15 protein-coding genes are annotated in these 16,436 nt (G+C 63.4%); all 15 read left to right on the top strand.

What is annotated here, in order from left to right; translation table 11 throughout:
• Positions 1-597: 597 nt before the first annotated feature.
• The 15 genes from BM413_RS22890 (at position 598) to BM413_RS22820 (ending at position 16,432) form a co-directional block, all read left to right on the top strand.
• Complete coding sequence (locus BM413_RS22890; RefSeq protein ID WP_091917175.1) at positions 598-1,785, top strand: ABC transporter substrate-binding protein; 1,188 nt, start codon at positions 598-600, stop codon at positions 1,783-1,785.
• A gap of 30 nt (positions 1,786-1,815) precedes the next feature.
• On the top strand, positions 1,816-2,691 hold the full coding sequence (locus tag BM413_RS22885; RefSeq protein ID WP_091917174.1) for a branched-chain amino acid ABC transporter permease: 876 nt from the start codon (positions 1,816-1,818) through the stop codon (positions 2,689-2,691).
• A complete protein-coding gene (locus BM413_RS22880; protein WP_091917173.1) occupies positions 2,684-3,637 on the top strand; it encodes a branched-chain amino acid ABC transporter permease in 954 nt (317 codons plus the stop codon). The genes BM413_RS22885 and BM413_RS22880 overlap by 8 nt, the downstream gene beginning before the upstream one ends.
• Complete coding sequence (locus BM413_RS22875) at positions 3,624-4,364, top strand: ABC transporter ATP-binding protein (RefSeq protein WP_091917172.1); 741 nt, start codon at positions 3,624-3,626, stop codon at positions 4,362-4,364. Before BM413_RS22880 ends, BM413_RS22875 begins: the two co-directional genes overlap by 14 nt.
• A complete protein-coding gene (locus BM413_RS22870; RefSeq protein WP_091917171.1) occupies positions 4,354-5,076 on the top strand; it encodes an ABC transporter ATP-binding protein in 723 nt (240 codons plus the stop codon). The genes BM413_RS22875 and BM413_RS22870 overlap by 11 nt, the downstream gene beginning before the upstream one ends.
• Positions 5,077-5,532: 456 nt before the next feature.
• Positions 5,533-6,732: an ABC transporter substrate-binding protein gene (locus BM413_RS22865; RefSeq protein WP_091917170.1), complete on the top strand. Its 1,200-nt coding sequence runs from the start codon at positions 5,533-5,535 to the stop codon at positions 6,730-6,732.
• 80 nt (positions 6,733-6,812) lie between these two features.
• The gene (locus BM413_RS22860; RefSeq protein WP_091917169.1) at positions 6,813-7,979 is read left to right on the top strand and encodes an acyl-CoA dehydrogenase family protein; all 1,167 of its coding nucleotides are present in this window, start codon (positions 6,813-6,815) and stop codon (positions 7,977-7,979) included.
• Positions 7,980-8,009: 30 nt separating this feature from the next.
• Positions 8,010-9,158: an acyl-CoA dehydrogenase family protein gene (locus tag BM413_RS22855; RefSeq protein ID WP_091917168.1), complete on the top strand. Its 1,149-nt coding sequence runs from the start codon at positions 8,010-8,012 to the stop codon at positions 9,156-9,158.
• A gap of 24 nt (positions 9,159-9,182) precedes the next feature.
• Positions 9,183-9,953 carry an enoyl-CoA hydratase/isomerase family protein gene (locus BM413_RS22850; protein ID WP_091917167.1) on the top strand — a complete coding sequence of 257 codons (771 nt, stop codon included), beginning with the start codon at positions 9,183-9,185 and terminating at the stop codon, positions 9,951-9,953.
• A gap of 27 nt (positions 9,954-9,980) precedes the next feature.
• A complete protein-coding gene (locus tag BM413_RS22845; protein WP_091917166.1) occupies positions 9,981-11,096 on the top strand; it encodes a CaiB/BaiF CoA transferase family protein in 1,116 nt (371 codons plus the stop codon).
• Positions 11,097-11,105: 9 nt separating this feature from the next.
• A complete protein-coding gene (locus BM413_RS22840) occupies positions 11,106-12,110 on the top strand; it encodes an NADPH:quinone oxidoreductase family protein (RefSeq protein ID WP_244537974.1) in 1,005 nt (334 codons plus the stop codon).
• Positions 12,107-13,651 (top strand): 3-hydroxyacyl-CoA dehydrogenase PaaH, encoded by a 1,545-nt coding sequence (gene paaH, locus BM413_RS22835; protein WP_091917164.1) that lies wholly within the window; start codon positions 12,107-12,109, stop codon positions 13,649-13,651. The genes BM413_RS22840 and paaH overlap by 4 nt, the downstream gene beginning before the upstream one ends.
• A 48-nt stretch (positions 13,652-13,699) precedes the next feature.
• Positions 13,700-14,905 carry a 3-oxoadipyl-CoA thiolase gene (gene pcaF, locus BM413_RS22830; RefSeq protein ID WP_175544409.1) on the top strand — a complete coding sequence of 402 codons (1,206 nt, stop codon included), beginning with the start codon at positions 13,700-13,702 and terminating at the stop codon, positions 14,903-14,905.
• Between the two features lie 29 nt (positions 14,906-14,934).
• The gene (locus BM413_RS22825; protein WP_091917163.1) at positions 14,935-15,720 is read left to right on the top strand and encodes an ABC transporter ATP-binding protein; all 786 of its coding nucleotides are present in this window, start codon (positions 14,935-14,937) and stop codon (positions 15,718-15,720) included.
• A complete protein-coding gene (locus BM413_RS22820) occupies positions 15,713-16,432 on the top strand; it encodes an ABC transporter ATP-binding protein (RefSeq protein ID WP_091917162.1) in 720 nt (239 codons plus the stop codon). Before BM413_RS22825 ends, BM413_RS22820 begins: the two co-directional genes overlap by 8 nt.
• The last annotated feature ends 4 nt before the right edge of the window (positions 16,433-16,436 follow it).

The raw sequence follows: 16,436 nt of genomic DNA, 5'->3' as shown, positions 1-16,436 counted from the left end.
TCGTGACGAAAGACGTACCGAGGGTGAGGCAATATGTCAATATGTTTGCTCAGTTTGTGCCGAACCGCTAGGCAGACATTTTGATTCCAGCCGAGAAATACCGTGCAAATCCCGCAGGTAGCGGGGATTTCGCCGGCTTTGTTTTCGCACTGCACAATCAATCGCGATGTCAATAAAAAACTATCAATCAACATATTGACATTCATTTCGCCTTCTTCATAGTCTCGCACAGTGTCCCAACGTGGATGCCGAGGGAGGAACAGCATGAAACGGGTGAAATCCGTTCGGGCTCGCGAACGCGTGCCGTCGCAGGGCCAGAGCGGCCCCGTATCGTCAGATTTTCGAGCATCCTGAGCGCCGCGCCATCCCGGGGACGAACCCGGCTGATGGCCGACGCCAAAGGTATTGCCGTTCCTCATCGCACGAAGAGCAAGCAGGCGGAGCCGTGGACAGGCTGCGGAGGAGCAGTCGCGCCCATTGGTCAGCGAACAGAAACCGGATCGCGCCAGCCAGGGATGGCGTTGGGCGGCCCGGGAGAAAGAAGGGGCAAAGCCACGACAGCCCCCGGAACTGCCCATCGATAACGGAGGAAATGGAATGTCGATTGCTACTGTAGTGAAATCACTCGCTTTCGGTTCTACGCTAGGCCTGATTGCCGCAGCACCGGCAGCATTGGCCCAGGAAACCATCAAACTCGGACTGACGGTTCCGATGTCGGGGGCTGCCGCGCTTTGGGGCAAGGGCTCCGACTTCCTGTGCAAGAAAGCTGCCCAGGAAATCGCCGCCGCCGGCGGCGCCAAGGTCGGCGGCAAGACTTACAATTTCGAATGCCTGTCCTACGACAATAAGTACAACGCCGCCGAAGGAACGCGCGTTGCCCAGACGCTGCTCAACCGTGACGGTGTCAAATACATCGGCGGAAGCATCGGCACCGCTCCTGTCCAGGCACTGCAGTCACTCTCCGAGCGACAGGGCGTAGTCCTCTTCACGACCGCCTGGGGCACCAGCGTCAAGGGACCGAAATTCCCTCTGACCTTCACCCAGATCAATACGCCGATCGAGCTTCTGCCGCCGCTGTCGAAATTCGTCAGCGGCAAGCACCCCAACGCAAAGACGGTCCTGCTGTTCAATCCCAACGATGCGACGGGCCGCGACACGGCCGTTGTGGCGGACAAGGCCTGGAAGGATGTCGGCGTCAAGGTGGTCGGCAGCGACTTCTATGAACGCGGCACGACCGAATTCCAGCCGACGGCTGCACGTATTGCCTCGCTGAACCCGGATATCATCGATGTCGGCCCGACGCCGCCTGCAGATGCCGGCGCGCTGCTGCGTGAACTCGAGGTGCTCGGCTGGAAGGGCGTGAAGGTCATGCCGGTTGGTTCCGGCATCGACGCCCTGCAGGCCACGGCCGGTCGCGCCGCAGAGGGCGTCTACATGGGCGCTGCGATCCCGTTCGAAGGGCCGAGCGTTTTCGATCATCAGAAGAAGGTCAACGAAGAAGCCCGGGCGGTCCTCGGTGAATCCATCAATGCGATCCAGATCGGCTCCTATGACGCCGTCTACGCCATCAAGGCCGGCATCGAAAAGGCCCAGAGCATCGATCCGCGCGAGGTCGCCAAGGTTCTGCCCGACCTCACTTTCCGGACGTTCTACGGTGGTGAGATCGGTTTTGGAGGGATGAAGGACTACGGCTCGAAGCAGCAGATGCAGCTTCCGGTCGTCATCACCCAGGTCCAGGATGGGAAGCTCGTTGAACTGAGCCGCATTCCCGCCTCCGGCAACTGATCCACACTCCCTGGGAGAGGTTGCCTCGCGATGCAGACAACAACACAGCTTATCCTGACGAGCCTGCAGATCGGCGCCGTCTACATTCTTTTCTCGCTCGGTCTGACGCTGATCTTCGGCGTCATGCGTATCGTCAACTTCGCGCACGGCCACCTCTTCGCCGTCGCCGCGCTGATCGTCGCCTATACGATGCCCTGGCTGGTCGCTAGCGGCCTGCCGGTCCTCCCTGCCTATCTTCTGGCGGGCCTGGCCGCGATCCTCGCCGCGATGGCTCTTGGATTGCTCACCTATGTGTTCGGCTTCCGCTTCTACCAGCGGGACATGGTCGGATCCTTCATTCTCTCGATCGGCCTCGTCCTGCTGCTCGATGGTGTGCTCCTGAAGGTCTTCGGCGGGGCGGTCCGGCCGGTCCCGGAAGTTCTTCCGGGCACGGTCGTCATTCTCGGCGCAACGGTCACCGTCCAGCGCATCGCGCTGTGCGTCGCCGCCGTCGCGATCACCGGAGCGCTCTATTGGGCCTTGACGCGCACCAAGCTCGGCAAGGCCTTGCGGGCTGCGTCCATCGACCACGAAGCGGCGATGCTGCAGGGCGTGCCCTACAATCGCATGGCGCTCGCCGGCTTCATGATCGCGACAGCGCTTGCCGCTGTTGCTGGCGTCCTCATTGCGCCGGTCTCGATCGTCTCTCCGGTGATCGGCGCCGATTATCTGATCAAGGGCTTCATCGCGGTGATCGTCGGCGGTCTGGGCAGCGTGCCCGGCGCTATCCTCGGCGGCCTTTTCGTGGCCGCTATCGAGACGCTCGGCGGCTTCTACTTCGACCCGTCTTCCGCGCTCATCGCCATCTTCGTTCTCGTCATTGCCGTCCTGCTGGTGCGGCCGAAAGGACTGCTCGGCCATGGATGATCTGAAATTACCCCACTGGCTCGCCGGGATCACTCTCGCGGTTGCGGCGACGCTGTTCGTGCGCGACCCGTATATCGCCAGCGTCGTCAACCTCATCGCCGTTGCCGCGCTGACCGCAGTCAGCCTCCGCTTTGTGATGCTGATTGGCGAGCTGAACTTTGCGACCGCCGCATTCTTCGGAATAGGCGCCTACAGTGCCGGTGCGGCGACGACCATTCTCGGATGGCCGTTCCTGGTTGCCCTCGCACTCGGCGGTCTTCTTGCCTGTGCCTGCAGCATCATCTTCGGGTTGGTGACGCTCCGGAACAGGGGCCCGTACTTCATGCTGATCGGCTTCGCCTTCACCGAAGCCGTCCGCATCCTCTATTCCAAGAGCGACACGCTCGGGGGAACGTCGGGCATGATCGGCATCTTTCCGCCGGTCGCGCTCGACGCGTGGATGCCGACCGTCGTGATGGCGATTTCCGGGGTGCTGATCCTGGCGTTCCACATCATCGAGCGATCCGACTTCGGCAGAATCCTGGTCGCTATTCGCGAGAATGAGAACATTGCGAGAAGCGTCGGCCTCAACATTCTGGTCTGCAAGATCGCCTGCTTCGCCATAGCGTCCTTCGCAGCCGGCATTGCCGGCGGGCTGCACGCCTTCGTCAACAACGTCATCAGCCCCGGCGACTTCAGCTTCCTCGTTGCTGCGTTCGCACTTGCCTATGTGAAAGTGGGCGGAGAAGATAGCATCGTTGGTCCGCTCGTCGGCACGGTCCTCCTAGTCGTTCTGGGCAGCTATGCGCTCGGCCTCGGCGGTCAGGAGCATATCTTCTACGGCGCTTCAATCGTGCTTGCCGTCCTTTTGCTGCCAAAGGGCATCGTCGGCCTCTACCGTCGACTGGCAACCCGCCCGCGTTTGCCGCAGCTCGCCAGGAAGGAGGGCCAGTATGCAAACCGCTGATCAACCCATCCTGAAAACGCAAGGACTGACCAAGCGCTTCGGCGGCCTGGTCGCCGTATCGGGGCTCGATCTCGAAATCCGCCCCCGCGAAATCCTCGGCCTCATCGGCCCGAACGGGGCCGGCAAGAGCACCACGTTCAATCTCATCAGCGGTTTCTACAAACCGACTGCTGGTGATCTCTATGTCTTCGGCGAGAACTGTACCGGCCGCTCGCCGCTCACGATCAGTCGCAAGGGGCTCGTGCGAACCTTCCAGCACGGCAGTCTCATGCGCAGCATGACAGTTCGCGACAACATCCTGCTCGGCACCATCCACTGGGTCTCGGACGCCGCCGCAAGGCGGCAAAGGATGGAGGAGACGGCTGCCATGCTCGGCCTGACGGCCTATCTTTCGGAAGAGGCCGGGACACTCCCGCATGGCCTGCAGCGGCTCGTGTCAATTGGCATCGCCCTTGCCCCGCGGCCCCGGCTGCTCTGCCTCGACGAGCCGCTGACAGGTCTCAACCAGACGGAGGTGACGAACACGCTCACCGTCCTGCAGCGCGTCCGTGACGAGTTCGGCAGCTCGGTCCTGCTCGTCGAGCACAATATGAAGGCGGTGATGAAGGTCTGCGACCGCATCACCGTCCTCCACCATGGCCAGCATCTTGCGACCGGCTCGCCCGCGCAGATCCGCGCCGACAGACAAGTCATCGACGCTTACCTGGGGCACCGCCATGACCACTGACGCGACGCCGCTATCGGTATCCAAACTCTCGGCGAGCTACGGCGTCGTGCCCGCGATCGTCAACGTTGACCTGGCCGTTCGAGAGGGGCAGGTCGTCACGATCGTCGGCGCCAACGGCGCCGGTAAGTCGACGCTGATCAAGACGATCTGCGGGCTGGTCCGACCGACATCGGGGAAGGTGCACCTCTTCGGTGAGGATGTCACCGGCTTGCCGCCGGACAGACTGGTCGCCAAGGGCCTGTCCGTTGTTCCGGAGGGCCGTCGGCTCTTCGGTGAAATGACGCTGCTCGAGAACCTCGAGCTTGGGGCATTTGCCCGCTCCGACTCGGTTGCCGTCAAGCGCGACTTCGATCGCGTGCTGGAGCTCTTTCCGGAACTGCGCGATCGCCTGTCGACACCCGCCGGAACCTTCAGCGGTGGACAGCAGCAGATGATCGCAGTGGCGCGGGCGCTCATGAGCGCTCCACGCATCCTGCTCCTCGACGAGCCGACCATCGGGCTGGCGCCGGCGGTTGTCGACCGGATCGCCGATCTCATCCGCCAGATCTCGGAAACCGGAGTCAACATCCTGCTGGTCGAGCAAAATGCCGAGACTGCGCTGGCGATCGCGGATCATGCCTACATTCTCGAAGGCGGCTCGATCGTTGCCGAAGACGCCGCCGCCGAAATGGCGAAGAGCCCGGAAGTTCAGCGCGCCTATCTCGGCATATGACGCGCGCCGTCGGTCGGGTTTTAACGAAACCCGGCCGCCCATCGATGGGCGTTCATCGCGCTCATGCCGATGGGAGCGATCAAACCTTGCCGTGCGCACGCGCCAGCGCTCGCAGGGTTCTTTGAGGTTCGGCGCCTGACAGGTTGAGCGCTGTTGCCTGACGCGACGCGCCGTCGCGCAGCAACGGAGTCGCTCGCCCTGAAAATTTGCCAATTTATATCAACATGTTTGCTTTAGATCGCACGCGATGCGTGAGCGCCCGGTCGGTGAAAGTGCGATAAAAGATCACGAATTAACGGCAACACAAGACCTGTCGAGGCATTTCCATCGGTCTTGCGCTTTGAATTGAGCGATCGGCGCGTAGCAAAAATCAATCAACATATTGACATTATCTGCCGCGTTTCGATAGGCTGCCGATCGCGGCCCAACGTGGCGCTTTTCCAGGGAGGAAATGCAATGAAACTGAAAGGTCTTTTGCTCGCGTGCGCACTCATGTCGTGTCACGGCCCTGCCTGGGCCGAAACGACTGTCAAGCTAGGCGTCTTGACCGATCTGAGCGGCCCTTACGCCGACCTGTCGGGAAAGGGTTCGGTCATCGCCACTCAGATGGCGGCGGAGGAATTCCAGAAGACGCATCCCGATTTCAAGATCGAGGTGATTTCCGCTGACCACCAGAACAAGCCCGACGTAGGCTCGGCAGTCGTCCGCAAATGGTTCGACCAGGATGGCGTCGCCGCCGTCGTCGATGCGGCGAGTTCTGCCGTTGCGCTAGCGGTCGTCAAGTTGGCAAGCGACAGCAACAAGGTCTTTCTCGCGTCCGGCCCGGCAAGCTCCGACATCACCAACAAGGCGTGTTCAACGAACACCGTCCAGTGGACCTATGATACTTACGCGCTGAGCAAGGGGACCGGTGACGCGCTCGCCCGCTCCGGCGGCGACAAATGGTTCTTCCTAACGGCCGACTATGCGTTCGGCCACGCCATGGAGCGCGACACCTCCCGGTTTGTGCAAGCGGCCGGCGGCAAGGTGCTGGGCGCAGCCCGCCATCCGATCAATACCCCCGATTTTTCCTCCTTCTTGCTGCAGGCGCAGTCTTCCGGCGCCAATGTCATCGGCCTCGCCAATGCCGGAGCGGACACGATAAATGCCGTGAAGCAGGCGGCCGAATTCGGCCTCACCTCGAGCGGCATCAGGCTCGCCGGTCTCCTTGTTTTCATCACCGACGTCCACAGCCTCGGCATCAAGGCCTCGCAAGGTCTCGTTGTTACCGAAGCGTTCTATTGGGATCTCAACGACAACACCCGCGCTTTCTCCAAGCGCTTCGCCGAGCGCGCCGGCGGAAAGATGCCGAGCCAGGTCCATGCCGGCGCCTATGCGTCGACGCTCCACTACCTCAAGGCGCTCGCCGCCACCGGGTCGAAAGCCGATGGCAAGGCCGTCGTTGCCAAGATGGAAGAACTTCCGACGGAAGACGAGGCCTTCGGGAAGGGCACGATCCGCAAGGACGGGCGGAAGCTGCACAACATGTTCCTCTTCGAGGTGAAGAAGCCCGAAGAGTCGAAAGGCCCCTGGGACCTCTACAAGCAACTCGCAACGATCCCGGCCGACCAGGCGTTCCGTCCCGTCGCCGAGAGCGAATGCCCCTTGCTGCGCTGAACGCGGGCGCAATGCCGCCCGCGCAGTCGAGGCGCGGGCGGTGCTGACTGCATTCCCAAACGACGATTGGATTTTGGAATATGAAGCTGTTCACCCATTTCGAGCAGACGCGAAACTGGTCTGCTGAAGAATCGATGGTCATCGAGCAGGTATCCCGGCTTGCCACCGAAGTGCTCGCGCCCAACGCCGACAGGCTCGACGAGCACAAGGAATTCCCCTGGGAGAACTTCGGGGTCTTCAAGGAAGTCGGTCTGAACGGTATCTTCGTTCCCGAAGAGTATGGTGGCTCGCCGGTCAGCTATCGCTGCTTCATCGAGATCGTCCGGATCATCTCCGAGGCATGCGCATCGACCGGGATCATTTTCGGGACGACCGGCGCCGTCGTCAAACCGATCCTCGAATTCGGCACGGAGGAACAAAAGCAGCGCTTTCTGCCGATTATCGCCGAAGGTGGGCTGGGCGCCATGGCCATCACCGAGCCGCATGCCGGCTCCGACGGCTCGAACATCCGTACCCGATTCCAGCCTGACGGCGACGATATCGTCGTCAATGGCGGCAAGATCTTCATCACCACCGGCGACGTCGCCGACGTGCTCTTGCTCTTCGGCAAGTGGAGCGAGCTCGAAGACTCTGGCAAGGGTGTCTCGGCGGTGATCATCGAGAAGGGCACGCCCGGCTTCGAGACGGTTCGTCTGGAAGCGAAGATGGGCGTGAATGCTTCCTCCACCGCCGAACTCGCCTTCACCGACTGCCGTATTCCGCGCGCCAACCTTCTCGGCAATCCCGGCGACGGCATGAAGATCATGCTCAACGTTCTCAACAAGTCGCGCCCGAGCGTCGCGGCTCAGGCGCTCGGCATCGCGTCGGCCGCCTTCAACGACGCCGTCGCCTATGCGAACGAGCGCCAGCAGGGCGGCAAGAAAATCATCGGCCATCAGGCGATCGCCTTCATGCTGGCCGATCTCGCCATCGAGTTGCTCTCCGCCCGTGTCCTTCTCGATCACGTCGGCAGCCTGGTCGACCAGGGGGTCTCCGACATCAGCGTCGAAGCCTCGACGATCAAGGTCAAGGCGTCCGATCTCGCCATGCGGATGACGACGGACGCCGTCCAGGTGTTCGGAGGGCACGGCTATGTCCGCGGCAACCGTGTCGAGCGCCTGATGCGGGAAGCGAAGATTACCCAGATCTGGGAGGGCACCAACCAGATCCAAAGACAGGTCATCAGCCGCGACCTCATCGCGCGCTAAGTCGATTTTTATTTTGGAAGGAGGGCTCCGATGGCCCTGGATACTGACACCTTCAATCTGCTCCTGGAGACCGTAAGCCGCCTCGTGACGGAGCGGCTGATCCCGCGCGAGGTCGAGGTCGTCGAGACGAATGCGATCCCCGACGACGTCGTTCGGGAAATGAAGGAGCTCGGACTTTTTGGCATCTCGATCGCCGAAGATTTCGGCGGTCTCGGCCTGTCGATGGAGGAGGAGGTCCGCGTCGTGTTCGAACTCGGGCGCGCCTCGCCCGCTTTCCGCTCCGTCGCCGGCACCAATATCGGCATCGGTTCGCAGTCGATCGTCATCGCGGGATCGCAGGAGCAGAAAGAGAAATATCTTCCCGCACTCGCGTCCGGCGACCTGATCGGCTCCTTCGCGCTGACCGAGCCCGACGCCGGCTCGGATGCGATGGCGCTGCGCACCACGGCGCGCAAGGACGGCGACCACTACATCCTGAACGGCACCAAGCGCTACATCACCAACGCCCAGACAGCCGGCCTGTTCAGCGTGATGGCGCGCACCGCGCCGGAACGCAAAGCCGATTCCATCTCTTGTTTCCTCGTCGAAGCGGGGACGCCCGGCATTAAGCTCGGCCAGCCGGACAAGAAAATGGGTCAGCGCGGCGCACTGACCTGTGACGTAATCTTCGAGGACTGCCGCGTGCCTGCCACAGCGTTGCTCGGCAACCAGGAAGGCAACGGTTTTCGCACCGCCATGAAGGTGCTCGACAAGGGGCGCCTTCACATCGCGGCTCTTTGCGCCGGCATCGCCGATCGCCTGATCCAGGAATCGGTCGCCTATGCGAAGGATCGCAAGCAGTTCGGCCAGCCGATCGCCGAGTTCCAGCTCATCCAGGCGATGCTGGCCGACAGTGAGGCCGATACTTACGCAGCGCGCTGCATGATCCTCGATGCGGCGGCGCGGCGCGACCGCGGCGAGAACGTCACCCGGCAGGCCGCCTGTGCGAAAATGTTCGCATCCGAGATGGTTGGACGCGTCGCAGACCGAGCCGTGCAGATATTCGGCGGCGCCGGCTACATGGCCGAATATCCGGTCGAGCGCTTCTACCGCGACGTCCGCCTCTTCCGCATCTTCGAAGGCACAACGCAGATCCAGCAGCTCGTCATCGCCCGCGAACTGCTCAAAGCGGCCAACTGAAATCAAACGAACAGCGAGGACCACATGGCCGTCGAACTCACGCAACAGGAAGAATTCGCCGTACTCACTCTCAATCGTCCCGAGGCGCTCAATGCGCTGAACGCCGAGACGATCGGAGAGATTTCCGAGGCGATCGACAAAGCAGGCGAGATGAATGTGCGCGCGCTCATCATCACCGGCGCCGGGGAAAAAGCATTTTGCGCCGGCGCCGATGTCAAGGAGATGGTCGGGATCGATCTTATCGCGAAGAAGCGCAAGGCCGAGCGTGGCCAAGCGACCTTCGCCAAGCTCGACGCGCTACGTATCCCTTCGGTCGCGCTCATCAACGGCTACGCCTTCGGCGGCGGTCTGGAGCTGGCGCTTGCCTCGACCTTCCGGCTGGCGACGCCGCGCGCGGCGGTAGCACTTCCGGAAATCAAGCTCGGGCTGATGCCGGGCTACGGCGGCACCCAGCGGCTGCCGCGCGTCGTCGGCGAGGCAAGGGCGCTCGAAATGATCATGACCGGCCGCACGGTTCGGGCGGAGGAGGCGCAGGCGATCGGCCTCGTGCATCGCCTTGTCAGCGAGGAGAACCGGTTGGCGGATGCATTCGCCTTTGCCCGAGAATTCTCCGGCTTCAGCCTCGTGGCACTGTCCTATGCCCGCGAAGCTGTGAAGCGCGCCCTTTCGACGCCGCTCCATGAGGGGCTGAAGATCGAGGCGGAAATCTCGACCCTCGCGTTCCAGTCCGGCGACGCCCAGGAGGGCATCACCGCTTTCATCGAAAAGCGCTCACCGAAGTTTGCCGACAATTGATCGGCAGCTTGCTTTCGAGGGAACCGAATGCCGCCACTCAACGACCTTTTTGTCCTTGATTTCTCCACGCTCCTTCCCGGGCCGTTGGCGAGCCTGATGCTGGCGCAGGCGGGGGCGCGCGTCATCAAGATCGAACGGCCGGATGGTGGCGACGCGATGCGTTCCTACGAACCGGTGATCGACGGCGAAAGCCTCCTCTTTGCCATGCTCAACCGTGGAAAAGAATCGATCGCACTCGATCTGAAATCGCCGGACGCAAAGGAAAGGCTCCGGCCCCTGATCGAGAAGGCGGACGTGCTTCTCGAACAGTTCAGACCCGGGGTGATGGAGCGGCTCGGTCTCGGCTATGATGAGCTGCGCAAGGTCAATCCTCGCCTTATCTATTGCTCCATCACCGGCTGGGGCCAGACGGGGCCGAAAGCGCAAAAAGCCGGTCACGACGTGAACTTCCAGGCTGAGGCCGGTCTGCTTGGCCTGTCGCACGGAAATGACGGCGCCCCAATACTCCCGCCATTTCTCGCAGGCGACATCGCCGGCGGTGCTCTCCCGGCCATGATCAACATCCTGTTGGCGCTGCGTCAGCGTGATGTGACGGGCCAGGGCTCGCACATCGACATCGCGATGACAGAGAACTTGTTCGCCTATCTTTCCTGGGGTCTCAGCGCAGGATTTGCCGGGCGCGGCTGGCCTGCCAGCGGCAGCGATCTCGTCACCGGCGGCTCCCCCCGCTACCAGATCTTTCGTACGGCCGACGACAGGTTCATCGCGGCCGCTCCGATCGAGGACAAATTCTGGTCGGAATTCACGAAGGTCATCGCCCTTCCCGAGAACCTCGTCGCGCCAGACGCCCCCATGAACGATACGATGGAGGCGATAGCGGACATCGTTCGACGCAAAACCGCAGCAGAGTGGCAGTCAGCCTTTGCAGGCCGCGACGTTTGCTGCTCGGTCGTGGCGACCCTCGAAGAGGCCGTCGCCGACATCCATGTCCAGGCCCGCGGATTGTTTGATCGCGGGCCCGGTAACGGCGAAATCGAGCTTCCGGCGCTGCCGGTTCCCATCGCTCCGCAGTTTCGCAGCAACGGAGAGCCGGGCCCCGCGCCCGTTCTCGGAAATTCTCACCTGTATATATGGGCCAATTAGGGGGTTCTCATGCGCAGTTACCGTGTATGGGAGCTTGGTTCTCCCAACGACATGAAGATAGAAGACCTGCCGGACCTCGTTCCGGGGCAGGATGAGATCGTCGTCGATGTAGAGGCCGCGGGCGTCGGCTTCGTGGATACGCTCGTCGTTTCCGGCCGCTACCAGAACATTCCACCGGCTCCGTTTACGCCGGGCATGGAGTTCGCCGGCACGGTCCGGAGCATCGGGGCCGGCGTGACCGGCTGCAAGGCCGGCGATCGCCTCGCCGCGTACGTCCTGAATGGTGGATTTGCCGAACAGGCCATCGCCAAGGTCGGCGAATTCTACGCTGTTCCTGACGATGTTCCGCTCGATCAGGCAGCCCTGCTGTGCGGTGCCTATCTCACGGCTTACTTCGCGTTGGTCGAGCGCGGCGGGTTCAGGCGCGGCGAGACCGTGCTTGTCGGAGGCGCCGGGGGCGCGGTCGGTCTCGCCGCCGTCCAGATCGCCCGGGCGCTGGGTGCGACCCGGGTGCTCGGAGCTTTCCGATCGGATGCCGACCGGCAGGCCATTCTCGACGCCGGTGCGGACGCCGCCATCGACCTCTCGGGACCGGATTTGCGCGAGGCCGTGCGTTCGCAGGTTCTGGAGGCGACCGACGGTCAGGGCGCCGACGTCGTGCTCGACCCGATCGGCGGGGAATTTCTCTCCGCTGCGCTGCGGGCAACCGCGTGGAGCGGGCGTCTGGTGGTGATCGGCTTTGCGGCGGGCGACATTCCGACGGTCAAGGTCAACTACCTGCTCCTGAAGAACATCGGAATTCTCGGGCTTGACCTCAGCCAGTACCGCCGTCGCGCGCCGGACCGCCTGAAGGCGGCTCAGGCGGAACTGTTCGATCTCTGGCGGCAGGGCCTGCTCAAGCCGCGGATCGCTCGCCAGTTCCCCTTCGAAGCCATTCCCGAAGCCCTCAATTTCGTTGCCGGCGGCAGGACAGGCGGCCGGGCGTCGATCGCAATCGGTAGGACGCAGGTATGAGCGCGCTTTCCAAGACAGACGTTGTTACCGTGATCGGCGCGGGCGCGATGGGCGCGGGGATTGCCCAGGTCGCGGCCCAGGCGGGCCACCTGGTGCGGCTGTTCGACGCCAAGGAAGGGGCGGCCGAAAAGGGCCGGGCCGGGGTGCTCGCGGGTCTCGACAAGCTGGTCGAGAAGGGGCGGCTGGGAGCGCAAGAACGTGAGGCTATCGCCGGGCGCCTCGTCGTGGCGCCCTCACTCGACGCGCTTAAGGACGCCCGTCTTGTCGTCGAGGCGATCATCGAGAATCTCGACGTGAAGCGGAGCGTCTTCGCTTCGCTGGAGGAGATCGTCGCAGCAGACGCGATCCTCGCCACCAACACCTCCTCCCTGTCGGTGACGGCGATCGCCGCGGGCCTGAAGCGACCGGAAAGAGTCGCCGGCCTGCATTTCTTCAACCCGGCGCCGATCATGAAGCTCGTGGAGATCGTTTCCGGCCTGGCGTCCAGCCGTGCCGTCCTCGACATCCTGTTCGAGACCGCACGCGCCTGGAAGAAGGAGCCGGTCCACGCCACCTCGACACCCGGCTTCATCGTCAATCGCGTCGCGCGCCCGTTCTATGCAGAGGGCTTGCGCCTGCTCGAGGAAGGCGCGGCCGATGTCGCGACCATCGACGCCATTATGCGCGACGCCGGCGGCTTCCGCATGGGACCGTTCGAACTCATGGACCTGATCGGCCATGACGTGAACTCCGCCGTCACCCGCTCCGTCTTCGACGCCTATTTTGGCGATCCTCGTTTCCGTCCTTCTCTGACCCAGCAGGAACTTGTTGCCGCAGGCTGGCTCGGTCGGAAGACCGGTCGCGGTTTCTACGACTATCGGCCTGAAGCGAAGAAGCCAGCACCCGCCACGGCTGAACAAGGCCCCGATGCCGATCTCGTCAGCGTCGAGGGCGACCTCGGCCCAGCCGAACCGATCGTCGAGGCCTTGCAGAAGTCGGGAGTCCAGGTCACCCGGCAGGAGGGTGGCGGCTACATCCGCATCTATGGCGCAAGGCTTGCGCTCAGCGACGGGCGCACGGCCACGGCGCGCGTTCGCGCAGGCGAGCCATCGGACCTCGTCCTGTTCGACCTTGCACTCGACTATCACGCGGCGTCGCGGATAGCGATCGCCCTGCCGGACCAGGGCCTGGAAGGAGCTGCAGCGGCCGCGGCAGGGCTGTTCCAGTCGCTCGGCAAGGCAGTGTCGGTTGTCGACGATGCCCCGGGCCTCGTCGTTCTGCGCACGCTGGCGATGCTCGCCAACGAAGCGGCCGAGGCCGTCCTTCAGGGTGTCGCTTCTCCGACCGACATCGACCGGGCGATGACGCTCGGCGTGAACTATCCGCGCGGACCGCTCGACTGGGCCGACGCGGTCGGGCCGGCGCGCATCCTGGCGACGCTCGAAGCGCTGCAGGCGGCCTATGGCGATGACCGCTACCGCGCCTCGCAAGTCCTGCGCCGGCGCGTCCAGGCTCGACAGGCCCTGACCAAGAAACCGGATGCCACGGCGTCCTCAAACTGAACCCGGCCTTCGGGCCGTCGAGGAGGAGGCCGTCCGCGGCCTGAGACCATGATCGAAGCTTTTATCTGCGACGCCATCCGCACGCCCGTCGGCCGCTATGCCGGCGCCTTGTCTTCCGTTCGCGCCGACGATCTTGCGGCGATCCCGATCGCCGCCCTCATTGCGCGAAACGGCGGCGTCGACTGGGCGGCCATTGACGATGTGATCCTCGGATGCGCCAACCAGGCCGGCGAGGACAACCGCAATGTCGCGCGCATGGCTGCACTCCTTGCCAAGCTGCCGGTCGAAATTCCCGGCTCCACCGTCAACCGGCTTTGCGGGTCCGGCATGGATGCGGTGGGCACGGCCGCGCGCGCCATCAAGTCCGGCGAGACGGAGTTGATGATTGCCGGCGGCGTCGAGAGCATGTCGCGCGCGCCCTTCGTGATGGGCAAGGCCGACAGCGCCTTCTCGCGCGCAGCGAAGGTCGAGGACACCACCATCGGCTGGCGTTTCGTCAACGCCGCGATGAAGGCCCTGCACGGCGTCGATTCGATGCCGGAAACGGCCGAGAATGTCGCTCAGGACTTTCAGATTTCGCGCGAGGACCAGGACGCCTTCGCGCTGCGCAGCCAGACCCGCGCCGGCAAGGCGATCGCGTCCGGACGTTTCGCCCGGGAGATCGTGCCGGTCACGATTCCGCAGAAGAAGGGCGATCCCAAAGTCATCGACACCGACGAGCATCCGCGGCCCGACACCACCCTCGAGCAGCTCGCGAAGCTGAAGGGCGTGGTGCGGCCGGACGGCACCGTCACCGCGGGTAACGCCTCCGGCGTCAATGATGGCGCCTGCGCGCTACTGCTCGCAACAGAGTTTGCGGCGATCAAGCACGGCCTCAAGCCGCGTGCCCGCATCGTCGGCATGGCCACGGCCGGTGTCGCTCCTCGCATCATTGGCATCGGCCCAGCACCGGCAACCCGCAAGGTGCTTGCACTGACAAGGCTGTCGCTGGCGCAGATGGATGTGATCGAGCTGAACGAAGCCTTCGCCTCCCAAGGCATCGCGGTGCTCCGCGATCTCGGCCTGTCCGAGGACGCGGAGCACGTCAATCCGAATGGCGGCGCCATCGCGCTCGGCCATCCGCTTGGCATGTCGGGCGCCCGGCTTCTGACCACCGCGCTCCACCAGCTCGAGGCGACCGGCGGCCGCTACGCGCTCTGCACCATGTGCATCGGGGTCGGGCAGGGCATCGCCATGATCATCGAGCGCGTCTGAAACAACGACAATAATCCTGGGGGAGGACCATGGAGCAGATGAAAACCCGCGAGCCGGGAGGAGACACAGACAACATTCTTGAGACGCGCGGACTGACCATGGAATTCCTTGGTTTCGTCGCGGTGCGCAAGGTCGATCTGAATGTCAGGCGCCATACGATCCATGCGCTGATCGGTCCGAACGGCGCGGGCAAGACGACCTGTTTCAATCTGTTGACGAAGTTCCTCACCCCGACGGCAGGCTCAATCATTTTCAACGGACATGATGTCACCCGCACCGGGCCGGCCGCGATGGCCCGGCTCGGCATGGTCCGCTCGTTTCAGATATCGTCGATCTTTTCGCATCTGACCGTCATCGAGAATGTGCGCGTCGCGCTACAGCGCAAACTGGGCACGTCGTTTCATTTCTGGAAGCCGAAGCGCTCGCTCTATCCGCTCCATGCAAGGGCGGATGAACTCATCGAATGGGTGGGCCTCGAAGCCAATCGCGACACGCTGGCCGGGGATCTATCCTACGGACGCCGGCGCGTGCTCGAGCTTGCCACCACGCTCGCCCTCGATCCGGAACTGCTGCTGCTCGACGAGCCGATGGCGGGCCTTGGCCACGAGGATATCTGCCGTGTCGCCGAGCTGGTGCGCCGTGTCTCGGAAGGCCGCACCGTGCTGATGGTCGAGCACAATCTCGATGTGGTCTCCGATCTCTCCGACACCATCACCGTGCTGACACGCGGCAGCATCCTGGCGGAGGGCGATTACGCCTCGGTCTCCCAGAACCCGGCCGTTCGGGAAGCCTATATAGGAGGCGTCCATGCTTGATCCTCATCGCGAAAAGCGATTGCGTGTCGAGGGGCTCAACGCCTTCTACGGCGACAGCCACGTCCTGCATGGCATCGATCTCCACGTCGAGCGCGGCGAACTCGTGACGCTGCTCGGGCGCAACGGCGCGGGCAAGACGTCGACGCTGCGCGCCATCATGGGCCTGGTCGAGCGTCGCGGCGAGATCCGTTTCGACGGCGCGGACCTGTCGAGGCTTCCCCCGCACAAGATCGCCCGGTTCGGCATCGGCTACGTGCCCGAGGAGCGCGGCATCTTTTCCAGCCTCGACGTCACGGAGAACCTGCTGCTGCCGCCGCCGATCAAACCCGGCGGCATGACGGTGGACGAGATCTACACCCTCTTCCCCAACCTGAAGGAACGCGCCGGCAGCCAGGGCACCAAGCTCTCCGGCGGCGAACAGCAGATGCTCGCCATGGCGCGTATCCTGCGCACCGGCGCCGATTTCCTCCTGCTCGACGAAGTGACCGAGGGGCTTGCCCCGGTCATCATCGAGCAGATCGGCATAGCGATCGGACTCCTCAAGGAGCGCGGCTTCACGATCCTGCTGGTCGAGCAGAACTTTCCCTTCGCCAGTCGCATCGCCGATCGGCACTACGTGATCGAAAACGGCCGCGTCGTCGACATGGTGGCGAAGGAAGACCTCAACAATCCGGGTGTTGCAGACCGCCTGCACTCCTTCCTCGGCGTGTAGGAGG

Origin of the sequence: Mesorhizobium sp. YR577 (genome assembly GCF_900116595.1) — a bacterium.
GTDB lineage: Bacteria > Pseudomonadota > Alphaproteobacteria > Rhizobiales > Rhizobiaceae > Mesorhizobium_M.
This window is presented reverse-complemented; position numbering and strand designations above follow the sequence as displayed.